The organism is Paenibacillus sp. FSL K6-1330 (genome assembly GCF_037976825.1).
GTDB lineage: Bacteria > Bacillota > Bacilli > Paenibacillales > Paenibacillaceae > Paenibacillus_AQ.
Map to the genome: position 1 here is coordinate 1,519,631 of NZ_CP150269.1, position 13,692 is coordinate 1,533,322.

Annotated in this window: 9 protein-coding genes; 5 read left to right on the plus strand and 4 right to left on the minus strand. The window is 50.5% G+C overall.

Going from position 1 to position 13,692, the window contains the following annotated elements; translation table 11 throughout:
• Positions 1–72 precede the first annotated feature (72 nt).
• Positions 73–459: a RidA family protein gene (locus NYE54_RS06635; RefSeq protein WP_339270959.1), complete on the plus strand. Its 387-nt coding sequence runs from the start codon at positions 73–75 to the stop codon at positions 457–459.
• A gap of 142 nt (positions 460–601) precedes the next feature.
• Here the strand turns inward: NYE54_RS06635 and NYE54_RS06640 are convergent, their stop codons facing one another.
• The gene (locus tag NYE54_RS06640; protein WP_339270961.1) at positions 602–1,357 is read right to left on the minus strand and encodes a YheC/YheD family protein; all 756 of its coding nucleotides are present in this window, start codon (positions 1,355–1,357) and stop codon (positions 602–604) included.
• An 80-nt stretch (positions 1,358–1,437) separates the two neighbouring features.
• Entirely contained in the window at positions 1,438–1,830 is a 393-nt protein-coding gene (locus NYE54_RS06645; protein WP_339270962.1) for a hypothetical protein, read from the minus strand.
• 148 nt (positions 1,831–1,978) lie between these two features.
• On the opposite strand from NYE54_RS06645, the gene NYE54_RS06650 reads away from it, so the two are divergent.
• On the plus strand, positions 1,979–2,344 hold the full coding sequence (locus NYE54_RS06650; protein ID WP_339270964.1) for an MmcQ/YjbR family DNA-binding protein: 366 nt from the start codon (positions 1,979–1,981) through the stop codon (positions 2,342–2,344).
• Between the two features lie 124 nt (positions 2,345–2,468).
• On the opposite strand, the gene NYE54_RS06655 is transcribed toward NYE54_RS06650, so the two are convergent.
• Positions 2,469–3,743 carry a chitinase gene (locus tag NYE54_RS06655; protein ID WP_339270966.1) on the minus strand — a complete coding sequence of 425 codons (1,275 nt, stop codon included), beginning with the start codon at positions 3,741–3,743 and terminating at the stop codon, positions 2,469–2,471.
• Positions 3,744–4,139: 396 nt separating this feature from the next.
• Here NYE54_RS06655 and NYE54_RS06660 point away from each other — a divergent pair, with 396 nt between their 5' ends.
• Complete coding sequence (locus NYE54_RS06660) at positions 4,140–5,492, plus strand: MATE family efflux transporter (protein ID WP_339270968.1); 1,353 nt, start codon at positions 4,140–4,142, stop codon at positions 5,490–5,492.
• Between the two features lie 91 nt (positions 5,493–5,583).
• On the opposite strand, the gene NYE54_RS06665 is transcribed toward NYE54_RS06660, so the two are convergent.
• A complete protein-coding gene (locus NYE54_RS06665) occupies positions 5,584–8,205 on the minus strand; it encodes a LuxR C-terminal-related transcriptional regulator (RefSeq protein WP_339270970.1) in 2,622 nt (873 codons plus the stop codon).
• Between the two features lie 191 nt (positions 8,206–8,396).
• Here NYE54_RS06665 and NYE54_RS06670 point away from each other — a divergent pair, with 191 nt between their 5' ends.
• Positions 8,397–12,266 (plus strand): S-layer homology domain-containing protein, encoded by a 3,870-nt coding sequence (locus NYE54_RS06670; protein ID WP_339270972.1) that lies wholly within the window; start codon positions 8,397–8,399, stop codon positions 12,264–12,266.
• Positions 12,267–12,627: 361 nt separating this feature from the next.
• The gene (locus NYE54_RS06675) at positions 12,628–13,671 is read left to right on the plus strand and encodes a BMP family protein (RefSeq protein ID WP_339270974.1); all 1,044 of its coding nucleotides are present in this window, start codon (positions 12,628–12,630) and stop codon (positions 13,669–13,671) included.
• Positions 13,672–13,692 lie beyond the last annotated feature (21 nt).

A 13,692-nucleotide genomic window follows, 5' to 3' on the forward strand; every position in this document is an offset into this window, starting at 1 on the left:
TATTTCTTGGATTAAGACAAGAAATCATCAATATAAATGCGTGAACGTATGCGCTAAAGAGGAGAGAACACCATGACACAACAAGAGAGAAAAACCATCGCCACTCAGCAAGCACCTGGAGCCATAGGCCCTTATTCGCAAGCGGTGCAATACGGAAACCTTTTGTTTACATCCGGCCAGCTTGGGATGGATGCGTCGGGGCAGTTTGCCCCGACGGTAGAAGAGCAGGCGAATCGCTCACTGCTTAACGTGAAGGCGATTTTGGAAGCGGCCGGCTTTGGTATGGGGGATATCGTCAAAACTACAGTCTTTTTAAAGGACATGAATGATTTCCAAGCCGTCAACGAAGTATATGCTTCTTTCTTTTCAGAGCCATATCCGGCACGGAGCGCCGTGGAAGTTGCCCGTTTGCCGAAGGATGGACTGGTTGAGATTGAAGTGGTAGCTCGCAAGTCGTAAATAGCAGATCGTGACTAGGAAGTCAAAACCTCATCTTCCATCGATGTGCTGAAATTAGGGATATGAATATCATTAAGTTTTAAACAAAACTGCCGGGCATGAAGCCCGGCAGTTTGTTTGGTTTGAAAAGGGGTTACCGTGTTTATTTCGTACGCCCATATTGCTTCCCGTAAGACAGCACCTTATGGTACAGGCTTTTGTCTTTCAAGTTTTTGAGCGGATAAACTTGGGGTCTGGTGTTGACCTCTAGAATCCAGGGCCTCCCCTTGGAATCGACTGCCACATCCAGGCCGAGTTCGTTAAATCCTTTGTAATGGCGGTCAAAGTTTTTACCTACCGCCACGCCAAGTCCTTTGAGCTCGGATTCCAGCTGTTGGGTGAAGGCCGAGGCGAAATTGGCGCCGCTCATCGTCTTGCGGAACGTGCCAATGGTGCCGCCTTGATTATAATTGGTGGCGACTTTGTTAGGGTTGCCGACTTTGGTGAACAGGGCGGTGCTGACCCAGGCTCCCTGCCTAGTCTTCTGGACCATTACCCGGATATCAAATGGCTTGCCATTGCTTTTGGCCAGACGAATTCCTTTTTGCAGCAGGTAGGGTCTGCTCCCTGCAAAGCGGTTCAGATCACGGTACAATTGAGATGAGCTGGAGTATGACGTTTTCTTGGTATTCAGCTGGCTTTGGTAGCCCCCGTCCGTTTTGCGGATTCGGATGATGTTATTGCCGCCTGAACCATCCGTAGGTTTGAAGAAAACCGTGGAGTAGTCCGCCAGCATAGAGTTCAGGTTTTTTTTGCTGAACGGCAATGTGTGCGGCACGTATTGTCTGAAATAAGGATCCTCGTTCAGCCATTTCGTTTTCTTCCATTTGCTTTTGATGGTGCTGCTTTTATATTTCATAGCTAAGAGGCTCACCCCTCTTTTTTGTTCAGCATATGCCAAAAAAGTAGAGCAAGCCTCCACGATGGCCTTGAACCAAGCTATGTGTTTGAAAACAATTTTTTATCGAAAAACAATAAGGTGATAAATAAAGCTGCCGCGACAAGCAGTATCGACGCCGGTATGATAAAGGCCAGCAGGGTTGCCGTATTCTGCATTTGATAATACATCAGCATGCCGAGCGGCATGATCCCGCCCCCGAGGATGCTCGTCCAGAAGTGCAGCGCGGCCGTCTTCTTCATACTAAGTTTTTCTCGAAACACGTAGTAGAACAGGCCATAGGCAAATAAGGTCAGCCAGCCTACCACCAGAATATGGGCGTGGCCTGCAACCATGTTGTAGTTACTTCTCCCTGCCATGTCCGCTCCGATCAAAGCACCGAAGAGTGTATAGATTGCCGCGATACGCATCAGCCACTTACTATATTTTACCAATGGATATTCCCCCCCTTGCATCTTGAATCGGTCCCAATATACAAGAGTTATATGAACGGAGCGTGAACAAAATATAAACCGGAATTGAACAGGGAAACATCTTCTACTATAATCAAATAGATCTGATTTAGAAGGAGAGAATTTCCAGGTGCGAAGCCCACTCATTGCTTACTGTCTTTCTAAGAAAGCTGCAACCGAGGACTATCCATTCGGACCGCTTCCGATCGTCATGAAAGTCGGGGGCAAAATGTTTGCCCTGATTACCATAATGGCAGGAGAGAAGGTTAGTCATATTTCCCTGAAATGCGATCCGGTGATTGCAGAGAATTTGCGCCAGCAGCATGACGCGGTGCAGCCTGGTTATCATCTCAACAAAAAACATTGGAATACCATTACCGTGGATGGCTCCTTAACGGAAGCGGACCTCCAGGATATGATTGATCATTCCTATGATTTGGTGCTGAAGAGTTTACCGAAGGCTCAGCGCGATGCGATCTCTCAGCGGCTGGTATGAAGCCTGCTGAAATAAATAATCGCCCTGTGGCACAGTGGAGGCAGATAAACATCCACTTGCCAGAGGGCGATTATTAGATGGTACCATCAAACCTAGTTCAACCCATCCGCTGGGCGGTTTCGTATCAGAATGGTCTCATGCCCAAAGTATCCACTTTCTCCCCGGTAATATCAACGCCCATACGGCTTGTAATATCGCGGTAGTGACCGGCGCGGCGCTGCACCGGGCTGCCCTCGGTTTCACCGAGGTTAGCCTCCAGGCCGTTCAAGACCATCACGGTCGTACCGAAGCCGGGATCGCCCAGCCCTCTGAACTTCTCAAGCGGGGAAGGCTTCCATCTGCCAACCATCACATCATGGGCGGAAGGCTTCGGGTCCTGCGGCGTCATCCAGAACAGGATGGCGGTCATGTAGCCGATTTTGCCGTCAGCGGCAACGATCTCCGGATGGTCCAGCAGCACGCTTTTGTCTCCATAGATGATGGAACTGAACAGGCCGTAATTAAAGTTCCAGCTGAGCATGATCGGTCCCCGTCCATAATAGCGTTTGTCTGGTGTTCCGGGATACAGCACCGCGCTGGCAGGATCGACGAAAGCATCCTTGTTGACACCAGTCCGGCCGGCGATGTTCTCGTTCCAGAACAATCCCCAACGGAGCGGTCCTCCCGGAGCGGTAGCCCAGCCTCCGCCCGTTTCGTGGGACAGATTGGCGAGGAAGGCGGCCAGTTCACGCTTGCGGTCCTTCTTGAACCCTTCCTTCAGGAAAGTGCCGCCATCAATGATAACGGTTTCAATATCTTTGTTAAGGTTCTCAACCGAATGGAAGTCAGCTGAACGCACAACGAGTGTTTCAACGCGGGCATCCTTGTCTAATCGGTAAATCTCCTGCGCGGAAGGGGTTCCTTGCCGCGTGTTGATCTTGATCTTCAGATTGGAGACCTCCGCGACCGCGTTGATGAGGTTGTCGTATGAGAAATAGTCGGTCTGATCGGCTTTATAGTATTCTTTGCCATTGGAGATTTTAAACCATTCCGCCGAGCCTAGCCGGAAAGGGAACAACGCCTCAAAGTCTTCCTCCGAAAGCAGTGCTCTAACAGCGGCGATCGCCTTCTCCGGTGTGTAATCCGGATCGAGGCCATCCCAATTCTGGTCGATCTCCTTACGACTGGTTAGCCGGTGCTCCCCGATCGCTAGGGAACCGCCTAGATTCTCCGTGATTTGTGCTGGAGCTGAGGTGCTGGATTTGGTGCTGGCTGCCGGATGAGCGGAAGATGCTTCGGGCTGGGGCGCTTCATCGGCTGCAAAGGCATGAAGCGGGGTCATGAGGAGCGCAGCGCCGAGGGCTGCAATCATACTTCGCTGGGTCATTTTGCGGGATAACGGATATTTCCACACGGTCATACACATTCTCCTCTGTATCATTGGGATTGGAATACACTGCCATCATATATACGGTATGTTGTTTTGTACATAGTCAGGAAATCCCACGATTTAACGCGCAGTTGACACTGAAGGGGAACCTCTGGCGCGACCAAGCGGGGAAGATGTGACGATAGACAGGGGATTTGCTGTGGAATCACTAAAGATGCCGTCGAAGTTCGAATACTGGCATTCGCAGTGTCCTCCAACTTGATAACTAGTTTTTTAAAGCAAAAACATTATAATGTTATTATGTCTTGATTCTAGCAATCTATTAATCTATGGAAAGAATGCTTCACTTCATAATGTTCTGTTCATTTGTGTCATTTCATACATATTAGAGATTCATCATCTTATAGACGAAGAAGGTTAACTGACATGAGTTTATTTGTTCGCGAAAAAGGGTTCTACAAAAGCTTTTTCTGGCTGACGCTTGTGATCGGGATGCAGAACCTGATATCGGTCGGCGTGAATTTGTCGGACAATGTCATGCTGGGAGGATACAGTGAATCGGCCCTATCGGGTGTTGCCCTCGCGACCCAGATCCAATTCCTGCTGCACATGCTAGTTATGGGCGTATGCGAAGGATTGGTCATCATGTCGTCCAGATTCTGGGGAGCGAAGGATTTAGGCTCCATCAAAAAAGCAGCAAGCATCGGCATGCGCATGGCCATTTTCCTCAGTATTGTGTTATGGATAGTCGTGTTCTTTTCTCCGCATGAGGTACTGTCCTTGTTTACGAAGGAAGAGAATGTTATAGCCGCAGGTGTGGAATATTTACGAATCATCTGTTTCTCTTATATCTTCTTTGCCGTCACCAGTTCCTTGCTGGCTTCACTGCGAAGCGTGGAAACGGTGAAAATCGGCTTTGTGGTATCGTTATCGACCCTGATTATCAACATCTGCCTGAACTATATCCTCATCTACGGGTATTTAGGTTTTCCTGAACTGGGTGTGGCCGGATCGGCTATCGCTACCCTGACGGCTAGAATCATTGAATGTGTGATCGTCCTGGTGTACATTAAACGATTTGATCGCAAAATTTTGCTGAAGCTGCAGGATTTCCTGCAGTTCGATATGGAGCTCTTCAAACAGTACATTCGCGTAGGCTCCCCGATTCTGCTGTCGAACACGATATGGGGGCTTGCCATGGCGGCACAAACTGCCATTCTGGGGCATATGGGAGAATCGGCAATCGCGGCCAACAGTATTGCGACTACGATTTTCCAGATGGTGACAGTCATCGTTTACGCTTCGGCCAGCGCAACGGCTGTGCTGATTGGGAAGACCATCGGTGAAGGGTTGATGGACAAAATCATATCCTATGCCAAAACGCTGCAGATTCTGTATATCCTGCTCGGCTTGCTGACGGGCGCTGTGCTGTTTGTAATTAAGGATTTCGTCCTGGGCTTCTACTCCATATCCGATGAGGCGAAGACACTCGCGCTCCATTTCATGACAGTGTTGTCGATCACCGTAGTCGGAACGGCTTATCAGATGCCGGCATTAACGGGCATTGTGCGAAGCGGCGGAGACACCCGCTTTGTCCTTTACAACGATCTGATTTTTATGTGGCTGATCGTGCTGCCCTCCTCGGCATTATGCGCGTTCGTGTTCGATTTATCACCACTCGCTATATTCATTTGCTTGAAGTCCGATCAGATACTGAAGTGTTTTGTGGCGATCGTAAAGGTTAATCGATTCAAATGGATACGATCCTTCAGCTCATGATGGATGGACGGTTGTCTTATGGTAAGAAATCCATAGAGTAAAAAAAGAACCTCGGGAACGCGTGTCCCGAGGTTCTTTTGTATGGTTATGTTCAATCCTCTAGCAGGTTTAATGACTGGGCTTTAACCAGAGCCTGCGTGCGGGTAGTCACGCCGAGCTTGCCATACAGTCTGGATAAATATACCCGGACTGTTCCTTCGGACAGGCCAAGTGCTGCGGCCATCTGTTTATTGGCGGCACCTTGCCGGATCAGATGCAGGAGATTCATTTCATTCCGATTCAGCTGTTCCGGGAGAACAGACGGGGATAGCTTGGCGGATGAAGGGTCCGCTTGGGGATAATCCGGAAAATGCTCCAACAGGATGCGTACATATTCAAGCAGCTGATGCTGCTCCGGCTGTAAGCCGCTTTCTTGTCCTTGGTGGTTTGCATACAGCTTCAGCAGCTGGTACATCTCCTCTCCTTCGTCCAGGAAGGAACGGACATAACCGTTCTGTGCTCCAATACGCAATGCGTCGCCAAGGAGATGAAGGGACTGCTTTCGTTGACCACGCTGATATTCCAGCAGCGCTTGCAGGCCTGTGATCTCGATGATGCTGGATCGTTGCTGTTCGCGCTCGGCTTGGGGTTTTAACAGCTCCAGGAGGTGAAGCGCCTCGGCTTCCCTGCGCTGTTTGCCTAACAGGCGAACGAACGCCAGATATTCGGTTTCCCGGCTATAGGTTGGTCGGTCCTTGACGGAAATCGGGAGGCCGGCCGCTTCCTTGCGGGCTTCGGTTATACGCCCTTCCCGAATATAGAGCATGCATCGTATAGCCTTTAATGGAGTAAGCCATGGGCTGGCTTTCCTGCCGATGACAGCGGTCCATGCTTCATCCAGAGCATAATGGGCCAGATGAAACTTCCCCTCCGCAGCGTACAGCTTGGCTTCGGTTATATGAAGCGGCACGAACAAACCCATGGTTTCTTTGGCGGGGGGCGCATTTCGAATCTGTACCAGCAGCTGGCGGCAGTCGGCAAGCCGATTCCATTCATAATACCCCTCGCACAAGGATTGCTTTACATATAAATTCATGAGCGAATGCGCCCATCCATGGGATTCCAGCACGCCGGTAAACAGATGTGCGATCTTCTCCGTATCAGCGGAGAGAGCTCCCTTCATGCCAAGCGGTGTACGTCTTACGTAAGGCTCCTGACGGTTGTAATCGAATTGATAGTAGATCGGATTGTCGGGCATAGCGTTGTCGAGGATGCCTTCGCTGAAAGCGAACCATTTGCCGAAGTCCCCGTTCAGAAAAACAAGGTTGGAACGCACGAACAGGAGGCTGCTTCGGAGCTGCTCCCGTCGATCTGATGACGCGAGTGCGGCGCACGTTTCTTCAATCTGAGACAGCATGCGCTCAGATCGCTCCAGATCCCCTGCCAGAACCATGATAAAGGCATGCGCTAATGACATTTCAAGTGTCGTCGAGAATGGGGATGGGATGCGGTCAAACCATTCTAGCAAGGTAGCAATTTCCCCCCGTTCAAGCACGGTTTGCATATGCTGCTCCAGCAAGTTCACGGCCCCATCAATGTCCTGCGCTGCAAACATATGGTCAATGGCCTCATCCATAGAACCGGCAGAAGCGTAATATTGCCCGGCAAGCCGATGACGCTTCGTATACTCCCCGTTATCTTCACGCAGCAGGAGGTCCAGCAGAAACTGCGAGAACAGATGATGATAGCGATAGCAGGTATGATGTTCATCCAGTGGAACCAGAAACAGATTCAGCTTCTGCAGCTCCTCCAGCATCGGGCGGCTGTCGCTGAGATCGGTTACAGCATCGCACACCTGTGGATGAAGCTCCGACAGGACTGCGGTCTGCAGCAGAAAAGTAAGCACCTCGGAAGATAGCCTGCCTATCACCTCCTGGAACAGATATTTTGAGATCAGAAGTTGATTTCCCTTCATATCTTCGACGAATGGCTCCAGATCGCGGCCGTTTCGCAGGGAAAGCGAAGCAAGCTGGAGCCCGGTTATCCAGCCTTCCGTTCGATTAAGCAATGCATCCAGCTGCATCGGAGTTAGACGGGGCTGACTGCTATCTGATTCATGCCGGAAAAAGCGCTCGGTTTCATCAGAGGTGAATTCCAGCTGCTTCATTCCGATATGGTTGACCTCATGGTTAACCATCCCTTTCATTGTGGGGAATGGAAGCTCGGTTCGGGAGGAGATGAATAGATGAATAGGCTCAGGGAGGTAATCAATCAAGTAGGAAATCCCCGCATGGATTGCATGATAGTGAATGCTATGCAGGTCCTCGAGAATGAGATTGAGGGGTTCATGCTCCTCGTATAATTCACTGATCAGCGTATCCAGAAAGCTTTCAATCGAGGCGCTTGGCAGCAGATGCGTATGGTTCATAAGCCGATCTCCTTGCTGTTCTGGAAGAACCGAAGCCAAGGCGGCTGTTACGTATCGCCAAAAGCGGACGGGATCGTTATCCCGTTCATCCAGCGACACCCAGGCGCATCGCTCGTTGGCTCCATGGGCCCACTGGGCCAGCAGTGTCGATTTGCCGTATCCGGCAGGGGCAATAATGGTAGTTAGTTGTCCATTGTGGCCTGCTGTCATCGCTTGAATAAGCCGATCCCGGTGAATGAGATGCTTTTTTAACCCGGGAAGGCTTATTTTCATTTTCAGAATAGGTGAATCAGTCAGTAATTTCATAGATACCCTCGCTATATACGAACGTTATTTTTACGAAATTTGAGTCAAGATAACTAGATTATATGAAAAAAATGATGAAAAGTTAACGTTTGTCAATCGTTTCCCTTCCATTTATTTGATAGCATCCATAGTACCGCGGTCCCGACCGGGATTGTGGTTTATAAGCGCTGATGAAATGAGGGAGGAGATTTATGTTAAGGCATTCAGGGAAAATCCTGCTATGTATAGCTTTGCTGTTGATGCAGATGGATTGGGTATTCGGATACCGGCAAGCCTTCGCAGCCACTGCGGTTGCACCGAAGCTTGTTGCCGGTTACTATCATACCGCTTCGCTTGTAAGTAGCGGCGAGGTTTATTCATGGGGGTATGGAGACAGGGGACAGCTGGGCGACGGCAGCTGGAGCACCCGGATCACTCCGGTCATGGCGAAGGGTTTGAACCATGTCATTGACATTCATTCCGGCGTCCGCAGCTCCATGGCGCTCCGCCAGGATGGAACGGTGTGGACCTGGGGGGCGAACGAGAACGGACAGTTGGGAATTGGAACGACAACAAATGTGAACGCCCCCACACAAGTTGCGGGTTTAAGCGGGATCAAGGCCATATCCGGCGGATTGGGCTATCACGGCATGGCGCTTTCCGAGAACGGAAGCGTATGGACTTGGGGGAGAAACGTCAACGGAGAGCTGGGCAATGGGACGACGATACAACAAAACTTCCCGGTTCAGGTGAGCGGTTTGAACGATGTGACGGCTATTGCGACTGGAGGATATTACAGTCTTGCGCTGAAATCGGACGGTACCATATGGGCCTGGGGCGTGAACGGAGACGGGGAGCTTGGCGATGGAACGACGACGGATCGATACATGCCTGTACAAGTTGCCGGGCTGACAGACGTCATTGCGATTGCCGCCGGGGGGTCTCATAGTTTGGCCGTTAAACAAGACGGCACCGTCTGGGCATGGGGAAAAAACACATACGGCATGCTTGGTGACGGCACGAGAACAAACCGAACGAGACCGGTGCAGGTTCGAAGCTTGGAGCATATTGTTGCGGTTGCAGGCGGTGGGTACCACAGTCTTGCAGTGGACCAAGCAGGAAACGTATGGAGCTGGGGGGATAACAGTCAGAAGCAGCTCGGCCTAGGCTCGAATGGTTCAAGCCTAATTCCGGCCCCTGTGTCAGGGATCGAGCATGTTCGTGAAATTTCCGCCGGCGGCTATCATAGCGTGGCGATGAAGAAGGATGGGACCGTCTGGGCATGGGGCTTTAACTCCGGAGGGCAAATCGGGGATGGAACCTACAACAATACCAGGGATATTCCTACCCTGACGAAGGCCGTGCTGGATACCACGGCGCCGGATACCGGCAGTGGGATTCTGAATCCGCACAGTATTACCGCGGACTCGGTTGGATTGGAGTGGCCCAAGGCCCGGGACAATATGACGGAGCAGCACGAACTGCAGTATCTATTATATTTGTCAGGCAGCCCGAATATCGGGGACGTAAGTCAAATGGAGAGGTATGGAAAGCCGATCGGCAGCTACACGGCGGATCAAACCGCACTTGCGGTAAACGGACTTGCGGAAGGCACGGATTATTATTTTAATGTCATCGCCAAAGATGCCGTCGGCAGAAAAAGCGCATACCGTATGCTGAAAGTGACAACGAAATGGCCGCAAATCTACTCGTTAATCTATGATGGCAACGGAAATACGACGGGGAATGTTCCGGCAAGCAGTGGTTTGTTTGCCAGAGGCGAAGAAACGGTTGTAGCGGGCAATACAGGCCAACTGGGCAAGGATGGATATACCTTCGTCGGCTGGAATACGGAGGCCGATGGAAGCGGGATCGATTATCCGGCTGGAGGCAAGCTTATATTTGGTACGCAGGATGTCACGCTGTATGCCAAATGGAGTGCGAACCCGGCACCAACCGAACTTACGGCGGTATCGTATACGCCGGCTCATCAGTCTGTCGGGGTTGAAAGAGATGAGACCTTGCAGGTTGTCTTTAATGAAGACGTGACGGCTGTGTCCGGTAAATCGATTACGATTAGGCAAGCTTCGGATCAGCGCGTCGTGGAGACCATCGATGCTGCTGATGCAGGTAAAGTCTCGGTTCTCGGGAACACGTTGACCCTGGATCCGTTGACCGCTTTCGACTATGGAACGACTTATTATGTCGAGATCGAGTCTGGGGCTTTTACCGGTAACCATTCGGGTACCTATTTTGCCGGAATTCAAGGCGGGGATACCTGGAGCTTTACGGTCAGGGAGCCAGCGACCACGCCGTATGACGCCACCTTGCAAGCATTGGCGCTGAATTCACCTGGAGCGGAAGTGGGTCTGAGCCCTGAATTCGATAGATACCATCATGACTACAAGGCACAGGTAGCCAATGAAACGGAACGCCTTACGGTGACTGCCCAGGTGTATGACGCTCGTGTACAGGTATCGGTCAGCGTGTACGGGGAAGCCGGGGATTTGGAAGTGGGGCCGATCGATATTTTCTCCGGTCAGGAGAGCCCGGAAATCCCGGTTTCCGTCGGTAACCATATAATCGAGGTCGTTGTGACGGCGCCGGATGGACAGTATCTGAAATATAGAGTGATGGTGACAAGAGCGTCGTCAACCGGAGGCGGAGGTGTAACGCCTGAAGAACCGGGAGGAGGTTTATCTCCTGGAGGTACTGGCTCAGGCTCAGGATACGCAAATTCAGGTTCATCAGGCAGTGCCACGCCAGCAGAGAACAGAGTGAATGTCAGAGTTACGCTAAACGATGAATCTCAGGAAGGGATGGTTACAGGCTTGTTCCATGAGACAGATGGACATACCGTCGTTTCGATGAAGCTGGATACGGCAAAGCTGGAAGCCCGTTTAAAGACCGTGGACTACAATCCGGTCATCGTCATTGCGCTTGCACAGCCTGCGGATCATGTCTACCTGGAAATAAGCGGTGCTGCAATTGACCTTCTTGATGCTAAGCAGGGCGCCATTGAAATCCGATCCGTTCTCGGTACCTTCCATGTTCCTGCTGCCGTGATGGCATCATCGCGCTGGCAGAAGTCGGGAAGTTTGGATAAGCCGATAGCGGCGGATCAAATGTTGGTGACTCTGACGATGGCTGCCAGCGATGCAGCTAAGGTAAAGGCTGTTCAGAAGGCGGCGCTGCAATCCGGCATAACCCTTGTCGGTTTGCCTGTCGATTTTGAAATTACAGCTAAAGTTCAGGACATATCCCTGCAATTAGATCCGTTTCCACAGTATGTGGAGCAGCGGATTTCATGGTCACAGGGAGCGTCAGGCCATATTACTACAGCTGCCCGGGTGGAAGAGAATGGAGATTTCCATCATATTCCGACGCGAATAGAGATGAAGAAGGATGGAAGCAGCGAGGCCGTTCTGCATCGCCTCACCGCCGGAACCGTTGCTCTCATATCTCATCAAGCGAGCGTTGCCGATGTTTCGTTTCATTGGTCCAAGGATGCCGTGAACGATCTGGCTTCGCGATTGATCCTTGATGGAAGCGGCCGGGTGAAGGAGCCCACAAACCCAGGTGCGAATCAGCCCGAGAGGACCCGTTTCGCTCCGGATGCTCATGTGAATCGTGCGGAGTTTGCTGCCATGATCGTCAGGGCACTCGGTTTGCACGAGGTGAAGGGCGAAATCCCTGCTTTTCAGGATGTCAGCGCAAGCGACTGGTATAGTGGCGTCATTGCACAAGCCGTACAGTATGAGCTTCTTCAGGGGTATGAGGACGGCCGTTTTCGGCCAACTCAAGGGATTACGCGCCAAGAGGCCATAGCGGTTATGGCTAGAGTGATGAAACTGGCAGGTATAACAACTACAGTGAATGAGATGGAATCAACTGGTATCCTTTCATCTTTTCAAGACCTCCAAGAGCTGTCCGCTTGGGCCAAACCGGCTGCTGCCGCGCTTGTGCAGCAAGGAATAGTCCATGGAGCCGACGCAGGGCTTAAGCCGCTGCAGAAGCTGTCCCGCGGCGAGGCGGCCGTCATGCTGCAGCGGTTATTGAAGGCAGCAGAGCTGATCGATTGATTCAGCGGGATTAACTAGGTCGGATCTTAGAACATTTCATATATTTGCAGGGGATGCCTTTAGGCATCCCTTTCTGCGTGAATGAAAAGGAAAAGTAGCATATAAGCTGCCAACAATTTGAAATTAATGCGTTTTCATGCTGATCTCGGCAGAAAACGCTTGCTCAAATGTTGGCAATTTCCGAACATTATCGACATTTTGATAAGGTAATGTTCTGTGATATCGGCAGTTTTCCGCCAAATATTTGCTAAAAAACACATTAAACTACATAAAACGCTAAAATTTTTGTTTTGACATCTGCTTGTCTATACCATAGGATAATAGTATAAAAAGTGCTCACTTAGGAGGATAAGGTCAGGAAATGAAAAAGACATGGTCAATTCTATTAACACTCGTATTATCCGTTGGATTGCTTGCAGGTTGCGGCAATAGCGATAAGTCTACTGACACTGGTGCAGCTAATGGCGGTTCAGAAGGATCTCAAGATAAGAAACGCATTGCACTTGTTCTCCCTGAGAAGATCGGCGTGAATCCTTTCTTTGCATTGATGGACGAAGGATTGCAGAAGGCTGCTGCCGATTTCAATGTCGAAGTGAAAACGATTGAATCGACAGACCCGGCCTCGATTGAGCAAAACCTGCGTACGGCGGTTGCTGAAAAATATGATTTGATTATCACATCCACCTTCCAAATGGAAGATGCATTGAAGAAGGTTGCACCGGAGAATCCGGACGTGCCTTTTGCCATTATCGATACGGTAGTGGATTTGCCGAATGTCCGCAGCGTCGTATTCCGTGAACATGAAGCAGCTTACCTGCTTGGTGCAGCAGCTGGATTGGCTACGAAGACCAACAAGGTTGGCAACGTGGTTGCAGACGACATTCCGATTATGCATAAATATATGACCGGCTTTGCAGAAGGTGCAAAATCGGTAAACCCTAACGTTGAAATTTTCGTTAACTACGTCGGCGGTTTCACAGATCCGGCTAAAGCGAAGGAACTCGCACTCCTGCAGAACTCTAAAGGTGCCGATTTCGTTGCAGGCCTTTCCGCTGTTGGTGATTTGGGCGTATTCGAAGCCGCGAAAGAGAAAGGCTTCTATGCTTCAGGACAAGATACGGATAACACGGGCACGGATCCCGAGCACGTTGTGCTTGCTCAATTGAAAGGTACAGACGCTGTTGTCTACGAAACGGTTAAAGACTTTGCAGAAGACAAATACTCATTCGATATTCGTGATTATGGTCTGAAAGAAGGCGGCGTGGGTCTTACTTACGTAACCCATGAGAGCAAAACACCGCTTAACCCATTTATTGGACAAGACATCGTAGATCAGCTTAAGGTGATTTCCGACGATATTATCGCCGGAAAGATTAAAGTAACCAACGCATTGGAACAAAATTAGTTCTCACCTGGACCGGCTGCC